The following is a 19,661-nucleotide window of genomic DNA, read 5'->3' as shown; positions in this document are numbered from 1 at the left end:
ATTCCGCTCGTGAGGATGCTCCGATCGGGTTCCGTTGGCCCCCAATGGCATCAGACCCCGGCCGCCGGGTGGTCGAACCGACATGACCCACGGCACGGAGTTCCACGGACGCGGCGGCGCGCCCGCCCATCCCGGGCGGCACCGGCTCGGCGGCACGGAAAGCTGGACGCCCCCGCTGCCCCCGAACCGCGCGGCGCGGCGCCACGCGGCCGGCCACGCGCCGGTCGACCCGCCCGTGTCCGGGTCGCTGCCCCTCGCGCCACCGAGGGCCGGCGGGCTCCCCCTCCCGCAGCCGACGCCCGGGTCGCTCGCGCGGTCGATGTCCGGCACGCTCCCCCAGCCCGCGCCGTTCGAGCAGCCGGGGGCCGGCTCGTTCCCCGACCACGTTTCCGGGTCCCTGCCCTTCGAGCAGCCGGTGTCCGGCACGCTGCCCCCGCCGTTGCTGCCCCAGCCGCGCGACCGGCGGCCCGCGCCCCCGTTTTTCCCCGCCGCGCACGGAGATCTCCCCCTCGACGACGAGCCCGTCACCGAGTCCCGCGCCGACCAGGCCGCGCGGCGCACCCGCGTCTCGCTGGCCTCCCCGCAGCCGCGCCGTGCCGAGCCGGAGGACGACGACGTCCGCATCTACGCCGCGCCGCCGATCGACGGGCTGGGCGGCTTCACCATCGGCTCGGTGCCCGCGTCGGTGACCCCGCCCAAGACGTGGAAGAAGGCGGCCTGGTTCGCCACCGGCGCGTCCGGCGCCGTGGTCGTCGGGCTGCTCTTCGCCGGGTCCTACCTGGTCGGGAAGCCGCCGGTGGACCAGGCCGTGCAGGGCGCGTGGCCGGGCTACCAGGGCGCGCCCACCGTCATCGACCCCACCGACGGGGCCGCCCCGACGTCCCGGCAGGGCGGTTCCGCGGCGGGCCCGGACACCCCGTCCCGGCCGGACCAGCCGGCCGGGCGGACCAGCGGCGGTGGCGCCGGTCCCGTCGACGGCGCCGTCCCGCCGCCGGCCGACGACAGCAGCGCCGCACCGGGGACGACCGGCACCGCCACGCCGAGCGCGCGGCCGCAGAAGCCCCCGGTCACGCCCGCCCAGCGCGAGACCCCGGTCAAGCCGCCGTGGTGGTACTCCTTCCCGCCGGACGCCCAGACCATGGGCGACAACTCGGAGAAGTTCTTCAACACCGTCACCACCGACCCCGCCGCGGCGGCCGCGGTGACCACCGGCGAGCTGCACGACCAGGGCCCGCAGGCCCTCGCGGAGCGCTACGCCGGCATCGCCTACTTCGAGGTCCGCAAGATCAGCGTCGACCAGCAGCGCGGCGTCACCGTCAACACCGTCGAGATCACCCACACCGACGGTTCCAAGACGATCGAGGAGCGCACGCTGACGTTCGGGGACGGCGACAAGATCGCGGCTGACGGCCAGTAACGAACCCTGCACGTGCGGTTCGCCCGTTCCGATGCACGTGCGGTGCGCCGAACGGTTACCCCTGGTCCGGGTGGGTGACATATGCTGCCGCTCGTCGTATCGCGACGGCATTCCGGCGACAGAGCCTGGTGGTGCCCGTCCGCACAGGGTTACCTGACGACAGCGGATCCGGAACCGGCCACGAGTCGGCCGACCGGACCAACGGAAGCCCGGCCGAACGGCCGAGCCGCCGTCCCCGGAACCCCAGAGCGAGGACATTCGTGCTTGATCGGCAGCGCACACGGCGTGAGGCACCCAACGCCGTCCGCGTCGAGGACGTGATCCCGGCCGAGATACTCGACGGCGTCGGCGACGCCGACCGCGACTATCTCGAGCAGGTCTTCCGCGATCCGCAGAAGTTCCTGCCGCCGCGCCCGGAACCCCGTCCGCGAGCCGGAGCGGGACGAGGACGACGGCGATCCGGAGAGCCGGTTCGTCCGCCGCGCCAAGCTGGCCGGGCTCGTCGCCGCCGGTGCGCTCGTCGCCGGCGCGGTGGTCGCCGCGCCGATGCTGACCAGCGCGCACCGCGCGGTCTCCGAAGGCGGCCAGTCCACGCCCGCCGGCTTCAGCGGCGCCGCCGAGCTCGGCGGCCTCGCCGTCCCGCAGCACCAGGCCGGTGGCGGCGCGCCGGAGCAGCCCAGCGTCCCCGCGCCGGGCACGCACTCCGGTGGCGCGCCGTCGGCGTCGGAGTCGACCGGCGGGAGCCCGCGCACCGAAGCCGCGCCGCCCACCGCGCAGGCGGTGCCGGACGCGGCCGCCGACGCGCGCAGCGCCACCCAGAAGATCCAGGCCGTCAAGAACTTCTACGCCGCGATCGCCCGGGACTCGACGGGCGCGCTCGCGCTGCTGAGCCCGTCGCTGGCCGACGGCGCGGCCGGCGAGCTGGTCCGCACCTGGAGCTCGATGGACGCGATCGACGTCCAGGAGGCCGACACGCAGATCAAGCCGGACGGCTCGATCCTCGCGGTCGCGACGCTGCACCGGCCGGACGGCGCCCTGGTCCGCGTGACCCAGCTGTTCCGGGTGGCCGACAGCGGCGGGCTGATCACCGAAGCCGAGCTCGTCTCGGCCCAGTACATGTAGCCCTCGGCGATCATCCCTTCACCCGTGGTTCAAGTGCCTGTACCGGATTCGTGTGCGCAGAGTGAGCGCCTAGCCTTGTCACGGGCCGGTCTCAGTGAAGCCGGCACACAGCCCACGACATGTGCATACGCTCCAGCGAAGCGGCGTGCGCGTGGCCGCGTCACCAGGCACCGATCCTCACGCCCTGGTGAAGTCGGAGCCCAAAGGGAGGTCGCGTGAGCGACGAGGGTCGTCTGGTCGCCGGTCGGTACCGCATCGTCGGCCGGATCGGCACGGGCGCGATGGGGGCCGTCTGGCAGGCGCACGACGAAGTCCTGGGCCGCACGGTCGCCATCAAGCAGCTGCTCCTCCAGCCGCACCTGGACGAGCACGACGCCGAAGACGCGCGCCAGCGGACGATGCGCGAGGGCCGGATCGCCGCCCGCCTGCACCACCCGAACGCGATCTCGGTGTTCGACGTCGTCACCGACGACAACGGGCAGCCGTGCCTGATCATGGAGTACCTCAACTCCACGAGCCTGGCCGCCGTGCTGCAGGAACGCCGCACGCTGCCGCCGACCGAGGTGGCGCGCATCGGCGCCCAGGTCGCCGCGGCGCTGCGCGAGGCGCACGCGGTCGGCATCGTGCACCGCGACATCAAGCCGGGCAACATCCTGCTCGCCGGCAACGGCACCGTGAAGATCACCGACTTCGGCATCTCGCGCGCCAAGGACGACGTCACGGTCACCAAGACCGGGATGATCGCCGGCACCCCCGCCTACCTGGCCCCCGAGGTCGCCATCGGCGGCGACCCCGGGCCGGAGTCCGACGTCTTCTCGCTGGGCTCGACGCTCTACGCAGCCTGCGAGGGCCAGCCGCCGTTCGGGCTGTCGGAGAACACGCTGAGCCTGCTGCACGCGGTCGCGGCCGGGCAGATCATCCCGCCGCGCCAGTCCGGGCCGCTGGCGAGCGTGCTGGCCGTGCTGCTGCACCCGGACGTCCAGCACCGGCCGACCGCCGAGGAGTGCGAGGAGCTGCTCGCCGCCGTCGCCCGCGGCGAGACGCCGCTCGGCGCCCCGGCGGAAGAGACGATGATGGCGCCGGCCGCGGGCGTGCTCGGCGCGGCCGCCGTCGCCGACCCGAACGCCACCCAGATGTTCGACGAGGTCCCGGCGGGCCACTCCGGCAGCCTCCTCGACGGCGGCCAAGCGCCGACCCAAGCCGTGCCGTACTACGACGAGGACGACTACCCGGAGGCCACCGGCTACCCGGAGGACGACTACGACGGGTACGACCGCTACCCCGACGAGCGCCAGCAGTACGCCGGCGGGGTCCCGCCCGGCCTGGCCGCGACCCGCGCGGTGCCGGTGCCCCCGCACGAGCAGGGCCCGTACGCGGACGACCCGTACGACGACTACGAAGACGAGCCGGCCCCGCCGCCCCCGCCGCGGCGTCCGCAGGCCAGCCCGGTCGATGACGACGACGAGAAGCCTGGCGCGTGGAAGCGCCCGGCGATCATCGGCGGCGTCGTGGTCGTGGGCCTGGTCGCGCTCGCCGTCTGGCTGCTGAGCCCGAACAACCCGGAGGCGCCCGCCGCGCCGGTGTCGAGCAGCAAGCCCGCGCCGGTCGCGACGTCGGAGTCGCTGCCGTCGACGACGGAGGAGCCGATCAGCACGGCGGACGTGCCGCCGCCGGTTTCGGAGACCTCCTCGTCGAAGCGTGCGACCACGTCGCGGGCGACCGAGCCGGAGAAGACCACGACCCCGTCCAAGACGACGACTCCGAAGACGACGACTCCGACGTCCAGTTCCGTGCCCGAGACCACACCGGACCCGCCGACTTCCTCCCCGGCTGGTACCTGATCACCCGAGGTTTGTGTTGAGTTCCGAAGGCACCATCGTCGGCGGCCGGTTCCGGCTGGACCAGCCGATCGGCCGTGGCCGCGCGGGCATCGTGTGGCTGGCGTTCGACACGCGGCTGTTCCGCACCGTCGCGATGAAGCGGATGTACCTCCCGGTCGGGGCGGGTGATCGCGCCGAGCAGGCGCGCGCCGCCGCCATGCAGGAGGGCAAGGACGCCGCCCGGATCGAGCACCCGTGCGCGATCAAGGTGTTCGACGTGCTGCCCGACGGCCAGGACGTCTGGCTGGTGATGGAGTACATCCCGTCGCGCAGCATGGCGACGTTCCTCGCCGAGCACGGCAGGCTCACCCCCGACCAGGCCGCCCACCTGGGCATCCAGCTCGGCAACGCGCTCACCGCGATCCACGCGGCCGGGTTCGTGCACCGCACGCTCGAGCCGGGCACGGTGCTGCTGGCCGACGACGGCGGCGTCAAGCTCACCGACATCGGCATCAGCGGCGGCGGGCCGCACGCCGCGTACGTGGCTCCCGAGGTCGCGCGCGGGCTCCCCCCGACGCCGGCGGCCGACGTCTTCTCGCTGGGCGCGACGCTGTACACGTCCGTGGAGGGCGTGCCGCCGTTCGGCGAGGACGGGCAGTCGTCCGAGCGGCCGGCGCAGAACGCGGGCGTGCTGACCGCGGCGCTGCGCAAGATGCTGCGCGCCGACCCGACGACCCGGCCGACGATGGCCGACACCGTCCGTTCGCTGAGCGCCATCACCGAGGGTCGCGAGACGGCGTTCATCCCACCGACCGCGCCGGGGCTCCAGCCTCCGCCGGCCCCGCCGTTCAATCCGGCGGCAGCGCCCGCGGGACCGCCGATGCCGCCGTCGGGACCGCAGTTCCAGCAGCAGATCCCGGTCGCGGCGCCCGGCTATTCCGCGGCGGAGGCGACCCAGCGGATGCAGCCGGTCCCGCAGGCGACGCAGTACGCGCCGGCACCGGCTCCCGCCCCGCGGCCGCAGGGCGGGTGGAACCTGCCGGTGTCGAAGAAGACGCTGATCACCGTGGCCGCGATCCTCGCGGCGGTGCTGGTCGGCATCCTCGTCTCCGAGCTGTTCTTCGTGTGAGGCGTGCCGGGGGCGGACCCGGCACGCCCCCAGCTCACGGATCGACCACGATCACACAGGTGTAGGTGCCCGGCTCCAGGTTCTGCGCGGTGACGGAACCGTCGCCGCCGGCGCCGGTGGAGCCGCTCGCGACCGTGCAGTCGATCGTCGACGCAGTCCCGCCGTCGACCTGCGAGTTCACTCCGACCGTGAGGTCGGTGAGCGGCGTGTTGTGGAAGGACACGTTCTCACCGGCGTACGGGGTGGCGGCGCAGGTGGCGGTGTTGTCGACCGTCACGGACTTGTCGTTGCCGTCGACGTGGTAGCCCGCGGGCACGGTCTCGTGGACGGTGTAGCTGCCGAAGGTCAGGCCGTCGAAGCAGGCCACACCGGTGCTGTCGGTGGCCTTGGTGACGCCGTTGACGGTGAAGTTCACCCCGGCGTGCGGGTGGTCGCCCGCGCCGTCGGCGGCGTGCTTGCGCGTCTTGGTCACCTTGATCGCCCCGAGCTGCAGGGTGTTGGTGAAGGTGCAGGTGACCGTTTCGTCGGCGCTGACGTCGATGTTGGTCACCGGGCTCCCGTCGTCGCACGTGGCGCTCGTCAGGGTCCAGTTCGCGGGCACCGTCTCGGCGGCGTTGTAGCCGGAGCCGGCCAGGACGTTGCTCGTCGTGTCGGACTCGCCGTTCTTGAGGGAGAACGACTTGTTCAGCGCGGACGGTCCGCCGGTCAGGGTGAAGGCGAACGACGTGTTCGTCGGGTCCGGCGACGGCACGGTCACCTTCCGGACGACGATCTTGCCGCAGTTGGAGATGTTCACCGGGATCGGCGCGATGAAGTCCTTCACCGCCGCGGTGAACGAGTCCGACGCCCGGCTCTTGAGGTAGGCCGCGCCGAAGCTCTTGCACGTGCCCGGGGGCAGGATGCCGGAGTCGGTGAGGTTGACCGCGGCTTCGCCGAAGGTGCGCGGGGACAGCGTCCGCGGCGCGTTCGGCGCGATCGGGTCGGTGACGGACGGTGTGTTGATCGAGCCTTCGAAGTTCCCGCTCAGCGACTGCACCTTGCCCCAGCACGGAACGGAATTGCTGGCTTCGCAGACCGTCGCGGCGTTGCCCGAGGTGACCCACAGGTGGTACCCGAGCACCGGGTTGACGCCACCCTGCGACAGGTCGTACTTGATCAGGACGTCACCCGCGGTGCGCACCGGCGTCACACCGTTCGCACTCGGCGTCGAGGACTGGTTGAACTCGAAGTCCATGTTGGTCGTGCCGGTCGGCTCCTGGACCCGCTCCCACGCCAGGTACAGGAACTCCTTGCCGGACACGCGCTGGTTCGCGACGTACAGGCGGGTGAGGTCGCTCTTGTTGTTCGGGATCGAGCCGTCGACGACGGTCGGGACCGTCGTGTCCTCCTTGGTGCCCTGACCGAAGGAGTCGTCGGTCTGGCCGGTCGGCTTGTCGAGGCCCTTCGCGAGGTTGGGTGCGTTGACCCAGTCCTGCGTCTCGTCGTTGAGGACGAGATTGCCGTCGGCGGCGTCGAACGGGCTGCCGGAGAGGTTCGCTTCGGCGGACGTCAGCACGCCGAAGGTGAGGCCGATGGCGCCCAGCAGTGCGATGCCGGCACGGCGCCGTACGCGTCTTGTCGCTCTTTTGCTCATGGTGGTTTCTCTCTGCCGAAAAGGGAATAACGAAACGCCCTTCCGCGGCTGCGCCGAAAGCCGCGGAGTCCACTGATCGCGCACCCACCGTACGCGTCGATCAGGTCGCTGAGCAGGGCCGATTGGCCCTGTTTCGACACCGGGAACGCATTCTTTTTACCAAGGGAAAACCTTGAAAAGAATGGTGTGGAACTTTTTCAGTCAGGCGACTTTCACGGTCGCCGCGCGCATGGCTTCGAGGAACGTGCGGACGGCGGGCTGCCCCCACGCGCGGGAGGCGACCGCGGCGTGGATCGCGCGGACCGGCTCCGGGTTGCGGATCTTGCGGACGACCACGCCGGGGTGCTGGGCGCCGAGCCCCAGCTCGGGGATGAGCCCGACGCCGATGCCGGCGGCGACGAACCCCTGCGCCGTCTGGTAGTCCTCGGACTCGACCACGACGTTCGGCGCGAAGCCCGCGGACGCGCAGGCGCCGTCGAGGATGTCGCGGCAGATGCCGGGCAGGCCGTCGACGCCGACCCACGGCTCTTCGGCGAACTCCGTCAGGTCGAGCACGCGCTTGCGGGCCAGCGGGTGGGTCTTCGGCAGCACCGCGCGGTAGGGGTCGTCGAGCAGGTGCACCAGCTCGACGCCCTTGCCCGGCGGTTCCTTGCGCGGGAAGACGGTGATCGCGACGTCGGCGTTGCCCGCTTCGACGTCGGCCATCGGGTCGTCCGGCTCGACCAGCTTGAGGTCGAGGCGGACGCCGGGGTGCTCGCGGCGGACGGCGGCGATGGCGGGCGGGACCAGGGACGCGCCGGCCGTCGCGAAGTAGCGGATGGCGACGCGGCCGGTGCGGCCCTCCTTGAGCTCGGTCAGCGCCGCCTCGGCCTTCGCGAGCTCGGTGCTCAGCTTCTCGGCGTGCTCGGAGAGCAGCGCCCCCGCCGGCGTCGCGCGGACGCCGCGGCCGACGCGTTCGAGCAGCTCGGTGCCGGCTTCGCGCTCCAGGGCGGACAGCTGCTGGCTGATCGCGGACGGCGTGTAGCCGAGGTTGCGGGCCGCCGCGGTGATCGACCCGCTGGTGATGACGGCGCGGAGGACCTGCATGCGGCGGACGTCGAGCATGCCCCGATCGTACAGCTCAGCTTAAGCGTCCCTGCAGTTATTTTCGCTTGTCCTTACGTCTCGGCGGCGCGAAGCTGGCGCTTGATCGAAGAAGGAGGACTGGGGTGGGCGAGACGAAGACCCTGCTGAGGATCGGCGCGCTGGCGTTGATGTGGGGTTCGAGCTTCTTCTGGATCAAGCTGGGGCTGGGGATGTTCTCGCCGGTGCAGCTGGTGCTGGCGCGGCTCGTGCTCGGCGCGGCGATGCTGCTGGTGCTGTGCCGGCTGCAGCGCGCCCGGCTGCCGCGCGACCGGCGGGTGTGGGGTCACCTGGCCGTCGCGGCGTTCTTCCACAACGCGCTGCCGTTCCTGCTGTTCGCGATCGGCGAGACGACGGTCGACTCGGGGATCACCGGGGTGCTGAACTCGACGACGCCGCTGTGGGTGCTGCTGGCGGCGCCGCTGATGGGGACGTCGTCGCGGATGACGGGGACCCGGCTGGCGGGGCTGCTGGTGGGCCTCGGCGGGATCCTGCTGATCTTCGCGCCGTGGCAGGCGTCGGGCCTGCTCAGCTGGGGCGCGCTGGCGTGCCTCGCGGCGGCGGCGAGCTACGGCTTCGCGTTCGTCTACGAAGGCAGGTACCTGTCGGATCCGACGTCTTCGCCGTACGCGGTCTCCGCCGGGCAGATGCTGCTGGCCAGCGGGATGCTGGTGCTGGCGCTGCCGGTGGGCGGGTTGACGCCGGTGCACGTCTCGACCGGGCCGCTGCTGGCCGTGCTCGTGCTGGGGATCGGGTCGACGGGGATCGCGTTCGCGCTGAACTACCAGCTGCTGGCGAGCGAAGGCGCGGTGGCGGCGTCGGTGGTCGGGTACCTGCTGCCGGTGGTTTCGGTCCTGCTGGGTGCGGTGTTCCTGGGCGAGCAGCTGAACCTGAGGGTGATCGCGGGGATGGTCGTCGTCCTCGGCGGGGTCGCGCTGACCCGCCTCCAGAAGCCGGAGCGAGTGGCCGCGGGAGTACCCGGTGACCAGGCGGATGGGCTTGGTGACGACACCGCCGGGCGCGCACCGCGGCCGCTTGCTCCGCTGGCGGACTGAGTCTCAGACGAGGCGGCGGTCGGAGGCCCAGCGCGAGAGCTCGTAGCGGTTCGAGAGCTGAGTCTTCCGCAGCACGCTCGACACGTGCGTCTCGACCGTCTTGACGGAGATGAACAGCTCCGACGCGATCTCCTTGTACGCGTAGCCCCGCGCGAGCAGCCGCAGGACGTCACGCTCCCGCGGCGTCAGCAGGTCCAGTTCCGGGTCGTTGATCGGCGCCGAACCGGGGCGGTCGGCGAACGCGTCCAGGACGAACCCGGCCAGCCGCGGCGAGAACACCGCGTCGCCGTCGGACACGCGGACCACCGCGCGGACCAGCTCCTTCGACGAGATCGTCTTCGTCACGTAGCCGCGCGCGCCCGCTCGGATGACCGCGATGACGTCCTCCGCCGCGTCGGACACCGACAGCGCCAGGAACACCACGTCCGGCAGCTCCGGGCGCACCCGGCGCAGGACCTCCGCGCCGCCGCCGTCGGGCATGTGGACGTCGAGCAGCACCACCTGGGGCTTGGTCCGGGCGATCCCGGCCACCGCCTCGGCCACCGAGCCGGCCTCGCCGACCACGCGGACCTCGTCGGTGATCGAGTCGAGCTCGGTGCGGACGCCCGCGCGGAACAGGGCGTGGTCGTCGACGAGGAACACCTTGACCGGTTCGCGCTGGGTGTCAGTCACGTCGTCGAGCATAGCCGCCTCACGCTGCCCCCTTGCCCGCTTTCACCGGCATGGCGAGCTGCACTTCGGTGCCCTCCCCCGGCGCGGTGCGCACCTTGCACGTGCCGCCGTGGCGGGTCATCCGGCCGCGGATCGAGTCGGCGAGGCCGTGGCGGTCGTCCGGGACGAGGTCGGGGTCGAAGCCCTTGCCGCGGTCGCGGACGAACACCGTCACCGACGTCGGCTCGACTTCGGCGAAGACGCTGACCTCCTCGACACCCGCGTGCTTGGCGGCGTTGACGATCGCTTCCCGCGCGGCCTGGACCAGGGCGACGAGTGAGTCGTCCAGTTCCGCGTCGCCGACGACGACCTGGCCGACGGAGATCGCGAAGGTGTCCTCGACCTCGCCGCACGCCGTCGCGAGCGCTTCGGACAGCTGGCCCGTCGCTTCTTCGGCGGTCTCGACGGGCTTGCCGTAGCCGTTCGGGCCGTAGAGCCAGCCGCGCAGTTCGCGTTCCTGGCTGCGCGCCAGCCGGGCGACCTCGCGGGGCTGCTCGCTCTGCTTCTGGATCAGCGCCAGCGTCTGCAGGACGGAGTCGTGCAGATGGGCGGCGATCTCGGCGCGTTCGTCGGTGCGGATGCGGGCCTTGCGCTCGTCCGACAGGTCGCGGACCAGCCGCAGCCAGAACGGGATGGTCAGCACGGCGACGCCGATCAGCGTCGCGAGGACCGCGATCAGGGCGAACTGGACCTGGTCGAGGGTGCCGCTGCGCAGCACGACGACGGTGATGCCGGTGATGACCAGCGCGACACCGGCGACGATCCGGATCGCGGCCGACCAGCCGCCTCCGCCGAGGAACGCGCCCGCGAAGCCGTCCTTGGCCCCGACCCGCCAGCGGCGCCGCTGCGACTCGTCGGCCTCCCGCCAGACGACGGCGAGGCCGATCATGGCGACGGCGAGCGGCACGGCGACCCAGCCGCTGATGAACCCGGTGAGCGTCCCGCTGGCGACGGCGAGCCCGACCCCCAGCGCGATCAGGCCGAACGCCTGCTGGCGCTCCTTCGACGTCGGCGCCTTCGCGGTTTCTTCGGTCTGCTGCTGGACGAACACCCAGAGGAGCCCGTAGGCGAGCAGGCCGGCCCCGTTGAGGGCGGCGAGCAGCGCGAAGGCGGTCCGGACCCAGACGACCGGGACGCCGAGGTGGTCGGCGAGCCCGCCGGCGACCCCGGCGATGGCCCGCCCGGACCGGCGCCGGAACATCTTGGGCTTGTCCGGGACGGTCACCTGGTCGGTGGTGACGTGGTCGAGGGCTTCCTGCACGTCGTCCATGGTCACACGCGGGAACGCCGGCTTCCATCAGGGAAGCCCCTGATCCGCTCCCGGAGCCCGCGCCCCTCTCCGGGAAACCTCAGGGACCATCCCGGATGTCCGCCGCCCGCCGATCGCGCATGCTCTTCGGTATGAGTGGTGCGAGTGAGACACGGGCACCGAAGCCGAGTCCGTTGAACGGCTTCGAGGAGACCGTGAAGGACTTCTGGGTCAGCCGGCCCCGGCGGCCGCACGCCGGGCGGAAGGTCGCCGGCGTCGCCGCGGCCATCGGGTACCGGTACGGGATCGACCCCGTCGTCGTGCGGGTCGCCCTGGTGGTCGCCACGATCTTCGGGGGCTTCGGCGTTCCCTTCTACCTGCTGGGGTGGCTGTTCCTGCCGGGGGAAAGCGACGAGGTCTCCGGCTTCGAGAGCCTGATCGGGCGCGGCCGGTCGTCGGTGTCGCCCGCCTTCGCCGTCGTGCTCTGCGTGCTCACCGTCATCAGCGTCGGGGGCGCTTTCAGCGGCTCGTGGTTCGACGGTGGAGCCCTCATCTCCTTCGCGCTCATCGCCATCGCGCTCTACCTGCTGCACCGCAACCGCGGCCAGGAGAACCGGCCCGCGCCGGTCACCCCGCGGACCCAGGCCTTCACCGGGAACGGAGCCTTCACCATGACCGACACCGCGACCGCCGGCGCGGAGGCGAAGCCGGGGTGGGACCCGCTCGCCGCCGATCCGGCGGGCTGGGACCTGCCCGACCCGCCGTCGGCGCAGCCGCCGCCCCCGCCGCCGTCGTCGTACCACCACCGTGACCGCCGGCCCGAGCGGCGCCGCAACTCCAAGGTCGGCTCCGCGACCTTCGGGCTCGCCGTGCTGACCGCCGGGGGTGGCGTGCTCGCCAACCTCAACGGCGCGACCTGGTTCTCCGCGCAGCACATCATCGGCCTGGTGCTCGGCGTCGTCGGGATCGGCCTGGTCACCGGTGCCTTCGCCCGCGGCGGGCGCGGCCTGATCGGGCTCGCCGTGCCGCTGGCGATCGCCGGCATGGTGCTGACGACCGTGCCGTTCGAGAACTTCGACTTCCGCGGCGGTGCGGGCGACCTCCGGGAGACCCCGCACGCGGTGACCGACCTGAAGCCGCTCTACCAGCACGCCGCGGGCAACATCAACCTCGACCTGACCGAGCTGCCCGCCGGCTCGCCGATCACCACCAACGTGGTCAACGGCGCCGGCGACACCACCGTCGTCGTGCCGGACACCGCGGACGTCACCTACGACTGCCGCACCGGGGCCGGCAACGCCGAGTGCTTCGGCCACGAGACCGACGGCATCAGCCAGGACCCGCTGACCGGCGTCGACTACGGCACCGACGGCCCGGGTGGCCAGCAGATCACCCTGCACGTCAAGAACAGCGTGGGCAACGTGGAGGTGCGCCGTGGCTGACCAGAACCCCTACGCCTACGACAACCCGGCGGAGACCCAGCCCGCGAAGCGCGGCGTGGACGTCTTCACCCTGATCGTCGGGATCGCGACGCTGCTGGTCTCCGCCTACGTCCTTTCGGACGGCGCGAGCTGGCTGCCGCAGTTCGACTTCCGCTGGGTCGTCGCCGGCGGCGCGGTGCTCGTGGGGCTGCTGCTCCTCGGCGCGTCCTTCGGGAAACGCCGCCGCTAGCCCCGAAATCCCTCGAGGCCCCGGATCCCACGCCGGGGCCTCGAGCCTTGTCTACAGTGGACTCATTCCCACTCGATGGTGCCCGGCGGCTTGGACGTCACGTCCAGCACCACCCGGTTGACCTCCGCGACCTCGTTGGTGATGCGCGTGGAGATCCGCTCCAGGACGTCGTAGGGCAGGCGTGTCCAGTCCGCGGTCATCGCGTCCTCCGACGACACCGGCCGCAGCACCACCGGGTGCCCGTACGTCCGGCCGTCACCCTGCACGCCGACGCTGCGGACGTCGGCGAGCAGCACCACCGGGCACTGCCAGATGTCGCGGTCCAGCCCGGCCGCCGTCAGCTCCTCGCGGGCGATCAGATCGGCCGCCCGCAGCGTCTCGAGGCGCTCGGCGTCGACCGCGCCGATGATCCGGATGCCCAGGCCGGGGCCGGGGAACGGCTGGCGGTGCACGATCGTCTCGGGCAGCCCCAGCTCCAGGCCGACGCGGCGGACCTCGTCCTTGAACAGCAGCCGCAGCGGCTCGACCAGCTCGAACTGCAGGTCGTCCGGCAGGCCGCCGACGTTGTGGTGGCTCTTGATGTTGGCCGTGCCCTCGCCGCCACCGGACTCGACGACGTCCGGGTAGAGCGTGCCCTGGACCAGGAACTTGTAGTCGCCCTGCGCCTTGAGGTCGCGCTCGGCCTGCTCGAAGACGCGGATGAATTCGCGCCCGATGATCTTGCGCTTCTCTTCGGGGTCGGTGACCCCGGCCAGCGCGTCGAGGAACCGCTCGCGCGCGTCCACGGTCACCAGGTTGACGCCGGTCGCGGCGACGTAGTCCCGCTCGACCTGGGTGCGCTCGCCCGCCCGCAGCAGGCCGTGGTCGACGAACACGCACGTCAGCCGGTCACCGATGGCGCGCTGCACCAGCGCGGCCGCGACCGCGGAGTCGACACCGCCGGAGAGGCCGCAGATCGCGCGGCCGTCCCCGATCTGGTCGCTGATCCGCTGGATCTGCTCCTCGACGATCGACGACGTCGTCCACTGCGGTTTGATGCCCGCGATCTCGTGCAGGAACCGGCGCAGCACCTCCTGGCCGTGCGGCGAGTGCGCGACCTCCGGGTGGTACTGGACGCCGGCGAAGCGGCGCTCGACGTCCTCGAAGCCGGCGACCTCGGCGCCGTCCGACGACGCCGTGACGACCGAGCCCTCCGGGGCCTTCGTGACGCTGTCGTTGTGGCTCATCCACGCGGGCTGGTGCGCGGGCAGGCCGGCGTGCAGGACGCCGCCGTCGCCGGTGACGCGGACCTCGGTGCGGCCGAACTCGCGCACACCGGTCGGCTCGACGACGCCGCCGAGCGCGCTGGCCAGCAGCTGGTGGCCGTAGCAGATGCCGAAGATCGGGACGCCCGCTTCGGTGAGCTTCGGGTCCATGCCGGGGGCGCCTTCGGCGTACACGCTCGACGGGCCGCCCGAAAGGATGATGGCCGCGGGGTTCTTCGCGAGGATCTCTTCGGTCGACGCGCTGTGCGGGACGACCTCGGAGTAGATCTGCGCCTCGCGGACGCGCCGGGCGATCAGCTGCGCGTACTGCGCCCCGAAGTCCACGACGAGAACCGGACCGGTGGGGTTGGGCACCTGGCGACCTCCTGGCGAGAAGCGGGATTCCCCTCCATCGTCCCAGGTGGGCCCGGTCACCCCCGATTCAGGGCCGCCCCTGTCCGCGATCGGGCCTACGGTCCCCGGTATGGCTGTGAACTGGACCAAGGAACTGACCGACCAGCTCGACTTCCACTGGAACGTCCACACGCGCCCGAAGCTCGAGGGCCTCACCGACGACGAGTACTTCTGGGAGCCCGTGCCGTCCTGCTGGACCGTGCGGCCGCGGAAGTCGGACGACGAGCCCGGCACGGGCCCGTTCACCATCGACTTCGCCTTCCCCGAGCCGGTTCCGCCGCCGGTCACGACGATCGCGTGGCGGCTCAACCACCTCCTCGTCGGGGTGCTGGGGATGCGGGCGGCGTCGCACTTCGGCGGCCCGGCGATGACCTACGACGACTACCCCTACCCGGGCACGGCCGCCGAGGCGATGTCCCGGCTCGACGAGTACTGCGCCCGGTGGGTCGAGGGGGTGAAGTCCCTCGACGAAGATGCGCTGGCGCGACCGTGCGGCCCGGCCGAGGGCCCCTACGCGAAGTACCCGATGGCGACGCTGGTGCTGCACATCCACCGCGAGATGATCCACCACTGCGCCGAAGTCCTGCTGCTGCGCGATCTCTACCGCAACCGGTGATCTGTAACGCGGAGTCACCACCGGCGCGATTCACCGGGTGTCGAGGACGGCTTCCGAGGGGGACCCGCGCATGCTCTACCGACTTCGTCCGCAAGGCGCCCTGACCTGGTGCGACGTGCCCGGGTACGTGGTCACTCGCGCCGACGACCAGCCACCGCCCGACTGGGAGCGGCTGTCGTGGGTGCCGGCCGAAACGCGGGCGTTCAGCAACGACCTCCTGCGGATCGCCGTCCGCTACGGTGCGCAGTCGGGCAGCGGGATCCTCCTGGACGCCCGGCACACCGAGGACCTGGGCAAGGCCGACGAGCTGCGCTGTGACCTGATCGCCGCCGCGGAACAGCGTGACGGCGACGCCGGAGACGGCGAGTGGGAACGCACCGAGGCGGCGGCTTGCCAGGCCGAAGCGGACCTCGCCGCCCTCCTGGCGGTGCCGCCGCAGCCGCACCTGGTCGCGCACTGGTGCCGGCTCGGCGGCCACTACCCCGACTGACGTCGCGGCAGACCGCAGAACCCGAGCGCGATGCCCAGCAGCAGCGGCAGGCCGTGGTTGTCGTGGACGACCGTGTCGACCACGGCCAGCACCGGCAGCGCGAACGCCAGCACGCGGAACTGGACCGGCAGCACCACGCCGTAGCGGCGCGAGGCCACCATCACCACCGCCGCCAGACCGCCGATCAGGCCCACCACGCACATCGAGTTGCCCGCCCCGACCGGGTTGAGCCACAGGTAGCTCACGACCTGCCCGAAGAGGCCGCAGCCGAAGTACAGGACGAGCCAGCGGGCGCGGCCGAAGACGCGCTCGGCGAGCGTGCCGAACACCGCCAGCCAGACCAGGTTCGACGTCAGCCCGAACGCCCAGCCGTCCTGGAAGAACATCCCGGTCACCAGGCGGTACCACTCGCCGGCGTCGATGCGGGCGGCGTCGCGGTGCATCGCCTCGTACAGCGGCGGGTGCGCCAGCTGCGCGATCCCGCACGCCAGCGTGACCGCGAAGACCGCCGCGGTGAGGTACGGCCGGCGGCGCACCGGGGCGAGGGCCGCGAACGGGTTGCGGGATGCGGTGCGCGTGGTCATGGCCGAAAATCTAGGCGCGCCACCGCCGTCGCACCCCCGACGTTTGTCACGTTCCGCCCGGGGAAAGGCCCCAGCATGCGAGCGACTGTCAGCTACGGCGCCGGCGACGTGCGGGTCGAGACCGTCCCGGACCCGAAGCCGGCCGAGCCAACCGACGTAGTCCTGCGGGTCGTGCGGTCGTGCATCTGCGGCAGCGACCTCTGGCCGTACGCCGACATGCCGCCGCGCGAGCACGGCCGCCGGATCGGGCGGTCAGCCGGGTCGGCCTGCCGCAGTACGAGGAAGGCCCGATCATCGACGTCGAGGGCGTGCCGGACGGCTACCGCGCGATGGCGGGCCGCGAAGCGCTGAAGGTGCTCATCAAGCCGTGACCCGTCCGGGTGGGGGTCCACCGGTGTGCTTCCCACCCGGATTACGTTGGTACGCATGGACATGATCACCCCCGAGCCGCGCCCCGCCTGGATCGCCGGCCGCCCGGAGCCGGGCGCCACCACCCTCGTCGTGCACCACCCGTACGACGGCAGCGAGGTCGCCACGGTCGCCGTGCCGGGGCCGGAGCAGGTCGAGCGCGCGGTCACCGCCGCCATGTCGGTCGCGAAGGAGCTGCGCGCCACCCCCGCGCACGTCCGCGCCGGCGCGCTCGACCACGTCTCGCGCGTGCTCGCCGGCCGCGCCGACGAGATCGCCGAGGTCATCACCGCCGAGAACGGCAAGCCGCTCAAGTGGGCCGAAGCCGAGGTCAAGCGCGCGGTGTCGGTGTTCCGCATCGCCGCCGAGGAGGCCCGCCGGTTCAGCGGCGAAATCCAGCGCCTCGACACCGACCCGGCGGGCGAGGCACGGCTGGCCCTGACCCGCCGCGTCCCGCGCGGGCCGGTACTCGGCATCGCGCCGTTCAACTTCCCGCTCAACCTGGTGGCGCACAAGGTCGCCCCGTCGCTGGCGATCGGCGCGCCGATCATCGTCAAGCCCGCGCCGCGGACGCCGCTGTCGGCGCTGGTCCTCGGCGAGATCCTGGCCGAGACGGACCTGCCGGAGGGCGCGTTTTCCGTGCTGCCGCTCGGAAACGAGGAGACGAAGGCGCTCGTCGCCGACCCGCGGCTGCCCGTCGTGTCGTTCACCGGCTCGGGCCCGGTCGGCTGGTCGCTCAAGGACGCGGCGCCACGCAAGCACGTCGTGCTGGAGCTCGGCGGCAACGCGGCGGCCGTCGTGCTGCGCGACTGGCCCGACCCCGAAGGCGCCGCGCACCGCATCGCCACCTTCGGCAACTACCAGGCCGGGCAGTCCTGCATCGCCGTGCAGCGGGTGATCGTCGACGCCGCCGTCGCGGACGAGTTCGTTCCCGCGCTCGTGGAAGCCGTCGAGGCGCAGCGGACGGGCGACCCGTACGACCGCAACACCGATGTCGGCCCGGTGGTCGACGAGGCCGCGGCCGAGCGGATCGTCGCGTGGATCGACGAGGCCGTCGCGGCGGGCGCGAAGGTGCTGGCCGGCGGCACGCGCGACGGCGCGACCGTCGCCCCGACGCTGCTCACCGACGTCCCGCCGGACACCAGGGCGTGGGCCGAGGAGATCTTCGGGCCGGTGCTCGCGGTGTCCGTTGTGGACGGTGTGGACGACGCCTTCCGCGCGGTCAACGATTCCGCGTACGGCCTGCAGGCCGGCGTCTTCACCACCGACGTCCAGCTGGCGTTCCACGCGTCGGCCGAGCTGGAGGTGGGCGGGGTGATCATCGGCGACGTCCCGTCCTACCGCGCCGACCAGATGCCCTACGGCGGCGTCAAGGGCTCCGGCGTCGGCCGCGAAGGCGTCCTCGCGGCGATGCACGACCTGACCGAGGAGCGTGTCACGGTCTTCACCGGCATCGACCTCTAAGCGACCACGCCCTGCCCGAACCGGAAGACGTTGTAGGGGTCGTACTTCTTCGCGATGTCCGACAGCCGCTTCGCGTTGTCGCCGTAGTAGGCGGCCTTCCAGTCGGGCAGGGTGGGGTCGATGTAGTTGACGTACCCGCCGCCCGCGCCGGCCGCCGCGAGGCCCGCGACGACCTCGCCCACCGACTCCGCCACCTTCGCCTGGGTCTTGGTCGTCGCCGGCGCGTAGATCTGGACGCTCGCCAGCGCGTCGCGGTGCCAGAACGCCGTCGCGTCCTTGGCCGGCTCGGCGACCTTGCCGCCGAGGCCGTCGATGAGCAGGTCCATGCCCGCGCGGCCGTCGGCGAGGGCGACGACTTTCGCCGGGTCGACCGGGCTCGTGATGATCCGCGACGACGCGACGAACGACTGCCGGGCCGAGCTGCCGGAGAAGTAGTTCATCGCGCCGAGGTAGTCGAGGGCCTTCACCGTGCGCTGGGTCGGCCGCGCGCCGGCGTTGGCGGTGAGGTTGTTGATCAGGGTGTTGAGCCCGGCCGGGGCGCCGACGTAGCAGCCGCCGACGCGGCACTGGACCGGCGAGCCACCGGAGACGACGATGTTGGCCCACAGCTCCGGCGGCATCGCGGCGATCCACTGCTGCCACGCGCCGAGCACGCCGGTCGCGGACCCGGCCGGGAAGCGCAGGGAGAACACCGTCAGGTTCGGCGCGGGATCGGTCTCGAAGGTGAACTCGGTGACGATGCCGAAGTTGCCGCCGCCCCCGCCGCGCAGCGCCCAGAACAGGTCGGGCTCGGAGCTCGCGGACGCCGTGAGCAGCTTGCCGTCGGCCGTGACGACCTGCGCGGAGCTCAGGTGGTCGCAGGTCAGGCCGTACTTGCGGGACAGCACACCGATGCCGCCGCCGAGGGTCAGCCCGGCGACCCCGACCGTCGGGCAGGAGCCGGCGGGCAGCGCGCGGCCGGCCTGCGCGAGGCCGGCGTAGACGTCCTTCAGCTTGGCGCCGGCGCCGATCACGGCCTGGCTGCCCCGGACCTCCACCTTGTTCAGCGCGGAGACGTCGATGACCAGGCCGCTCTCGGGGACGGAGTAGCCGGCGTAGCTGTGGCCGCCGCTGCGCGCGGCGAGCGTGAGGCGCCCGGCGGCGGACTGGACGCAGGTCTGCACGTCCTTGGCGTTCCCGGCCATCGCCACGGCGACCGGGTTGTTGCCGTCGAAGAGCGGGTTGAAGGCGCGCTTGGCGGTGGCGTAGCCGTCGGCGCCCGGGCGCAGGAGGCTGCCGGTCAGCTTGCCGCGCAGGTCGTCCCAGTTGGGCGGGCCGGTGGGCAGCCGCGTGGTGGGCGGCGCGGACGAGGCCGGCGGCTGAGCGCTCGTCGAAGCGGCGGGCTCGGTGGGACTGCCCGGCCCGCAGGCGGCGGCGACGGCGCCGGCCGCCGAGACACCGGTGATCCGGAGGAACGCCCTGCGGTTCACGCTGTCCACATCGGACTCCTCGCTGCCGGGGACGCTCAGTTTA

The 19,661-nt window shown here is 72.4% G+C and carries 18 protein-coding genes and 1 pseudogene; 12 read left to right on the top strand and 7 right to left on the bottom strand.

Annotated elements, in window-relative coordinates; all coding sequences use genetic code 11:
* Positions 1-82 precede the first annotated feature (82 nt).
* From ACWEVP_RS11255 to ACWEVP_RS11240, 4 genes are all read left to right on the top strand, one after another.
* A complete protein-coding gene (locus ACWEVP_RS11255; RefSeq protein ID WP_452062410.1) occupies positions 83-1,417 on the top strand; it encodes a hypothetical protein in 1,335 nt (444 codons plus the stop codon).
* 546 nt (positions 1,418-1,963) lie between these two features.
* Positions 1,964-2,539: a hypothetical protein gene (locus tag ACWEVP_RS11250; protein ID WP_452062409.1), complete on the top strand. Its 576-nt coding sequence runs from the start codon at positions 1,964-1,966 to the stop codon at positions 2,537-2,539.
* A gap of 215 nt (positions 2,540-2,754) precedes the next feature.
* A complete protein-coding gene (locus ACWEVP_RS11245; RefSeq protein ID WP_452062408.1) occupies positions 2,755-4,380 on the top strand; it encodes a serine/threonine-protein kinase in 1,626 nt (541 codons plus the stop codon).
* Between the two features lie 16 nt (positions 4,381-4,396).
* Positions 4,397-5,488 (top strand): serine/threonine-protein kinase, encoded by a 1,092-nt coding sequence (locus ACWEVP_RS11240; RefSeq protein WP_452062407.1) that lies wholly within the window; start codon positions 4,397-4,399, stop codon positions 5,486-5,488.
* Between the two features lie 34 nt (positions 5,489-5,522).
* Here ACWEVP_RS11240 and ACWEVP_RS11235 read toward each other — a convergent pair whose 3' ends face one another.
* Together ACWEVP_RS11235 and ACWEVP_RS11230 are read right to left on the bottom strand one after the other, a co-directional pair.
* Positions 5,523-7,121 (bottom strand): prealbumin-like fold domain-containing protein, encoded by a 1,599-nt coding sequence (locus ACWEVP_RS11235; RefSeq protein WP_452062406.1) that lies wholly within the window; start codon positions 7,119-7,121, stop codon positions 5,523-5,525.
* A gap of 201 nt (positions 7,122-7,322) precedes the next feature.
* Positions 7,323-8,225 carry a LysR family transcriptional regulator gene (locus ACWEVP_RS11230; RefSeq protein WP_452062405.1) on the bottom strand — a complete coding sequence of 301 codons (903 nt, stop codon included), beginning with the start codon at positions 8,223-8,225 and terminating at the stop codon, positions 7,323-7,325.
* A gap of 104 nt (positions 8,226-8,329) precedes the next feature.
* On the opposite strand from ACWEVP_RS11230, the gene ACWEVP_RS11225 reads away from it, so the two are divergent.
* Positions 8,330-9,298, top strand: a complete 969-nt coding sequence (locus ACWEVP_RS11225; RefSeq protein ID WP_452062404.1) for a DMT family transporter — start codon at positions 8,330-8,332, stop codon at positions 9,296-9,298.
* Between the two features lie 3 nt (positions 9,299-9,301).
* Here ACWEVP_RS11225 and ACWEVP_RS11220 read toward each other — a convergent pair whose 3' ends face one another.
* Entirely contained in the window at positions 9,302-9,982 is a 681-nt protein-coding gene (locus ACWEVP_RS11220; RefSeq protein WP_086672798.1) for a response regulator, read from the bottom strand.
* 7 nt (positions 9,983-9,989) lie between these two features.
* A complete protein-coding gene (locus tag ACWEVP_RS11215; RefSeq protein WP_452062403.1) occupies positions 9,990-11,285 on the bottom strand; it encodes an ATP-binding protein in 1,296 nt (431 codons plus the stop codon).
* Positions 11,286-11,410: 125 nt separating this feature from the next.
* On the opposite strand from ACWEVP_RS11215, the gene ACWEVP_RS11210 reads away from it, so the two are divergent.
* Both ACWEVP_RS11210 and ACWEVP_RS11205 read left to right on the top strand, forming a co-directional pair.
* A complete protein-coding gene (locus tag ACWEVP_RS11210) occupies positions 11,411-12,700 on the top strand; it encodes a PspC domain-containing protein (RefSeq protein WP_452062402.1) in 1,290 nt (429 codons plus the stop codon).
* Entirely contained in the window at positions 12,693-12,929 is a 237-nt protein-coding gene (locus tag ACWEVP_RS11205) for a hypothetical protein (protein WP_452062401.1), read from the top strand. The genes ACWEVP_RS11210 and ACWEVP_RS11205 overlap by 8 nt, the downstream gene beginning before the upstream one ends.
* Before the next feature lie 62 nt (positions 12,930-12,991).
* Here ACWEVP_RS11205 and guaA read toward each other — a convergent pair whose 3' ends face one another.
* Positions 12,992-14,548: a glutamine-hydrolyzing GMP synthase gene (gene guaA, locus ACWEVP_RS11200; protein ID WP_452062400.1), complete on the bottom strand. Its 1,557-nt coding sequence runs from the start codon at positions 14,546-14,548 to the stop codon at positions 12,992-12,994.
* Between the two features lie 109 nt (positions 14,549-14,657).
* Between guaA and ACWEVP_RS11195 the strand changes: the two genes are divergently transcribed.
* Together ACWEVP_RS11195 and ACWEVP_RS11190 are read left to right on the top strand one after the other, a co-directional pair.
* Entirely contained in the window at positions 14,658-15,203 is a 546-nt protein-coding gene (locus ACWEVP_RS11195; RefSeq protein ID WP_452062399.1) for a DinB family protein, read from the top strand.
* Between the two features lie 70 nt (positions 15,204-15,273).
* The gene (locus ACWEVP_RS11190; RefSeq protein WP_452062398.1) at positions 15,274-15,693 is read left to right on the top strand and encodes a hypothetical protein; all 420 of its coding nucleotides are present in this window, start codon (positions 15,274-15,276) and stop codon (positions 15,691-15,693) included.
* Here the strand turns inward: ACWEVP_RS11190 and ACWEVP_RS11185 are convergent.
* Positions 15,681-16,277: a rhomboid family intramembrane serine protease gene (locus ACWEVP_RS11185; protein ID WP_452062397.1), complete on the bottom strand. Its 597-nt coding sequence runs from the start codon at positions 16,275-16,277 to the stop codon at positions 15,681-15,683. The two genes, ACWEVP_RS11190 and ACWEVP_RS11185, sit on opposite strands and share 13 nt — an antisense overlap.
* Before the next feature lie 75 nt (positions 16,278-16,352).
* On the opposite strand from ACWEVP_RS11185, the pseudogene ACWEVP_RS11180 reads away from it, so the two are divergent.
* The 3 genes and pseudogenes from ACWEVP_RS11180 to ACWEVP_RS11170 all read left to right on the top strand — a co-directional run.
* Positions 16,353-16,526, top strand: a pseudogene (locus tag ACWEVP_RS11180) (IMP dehydrogenase); the annotation flags it as partial.
* A complete protein-coding gene (locus ACWEVP_RS11175; protein WP_452062484.1) occupies positions 16,457-16,648 on the top strand; it encodes a hypothetical protein in 192 nt (63 codons plus the stop codon). The pseudogene ACWEVP_RS11180 and the gene ACWEVP_RS11175, both read left to right, overlap by 70 nt.
* Positions 16,649-16,703: 55 nt before the next feature.
* On the top strand, positions 16,704-18,149 hold the full coding sequence (locus ACWEVP_RS11170) for an aldehyde dehydrogenase family protein (protein ID WP_452062396.1): 1,446 nt from the start codon (positions 16,704-16,706) through the stop codon (positions 18,147-18,149).
* Here the strand turns inward: ACWEVP_RS11170 and ACWEVP_RS11165 are convergent.
* The gene (locus ACWEVP_RS11165) at positions 18,146-19,627 is read right to left on the bottom strand and encodes an FAD-binding oxidoreductase (RefSeq protein WP_452062395.1); all 1,482 of its coding nucleotides are present in this window, start codon (positions 19,625-19,627) and stop codon (positions 18,146-18,148) included. The genes ACWEVP_RS11170 and ACWEVP_RS11165 overlap by 4 nt on opposite strands.
* Positions 19,628-19,661 lie beyond the last annotated feature (34 nt).

This window comes from Amycolatopsis sp. NPDC003865 (genome assembly GCF_053605345.1).
This window is presented reverse-complemented; position numbering and strand designations above follow the sequence as displayed.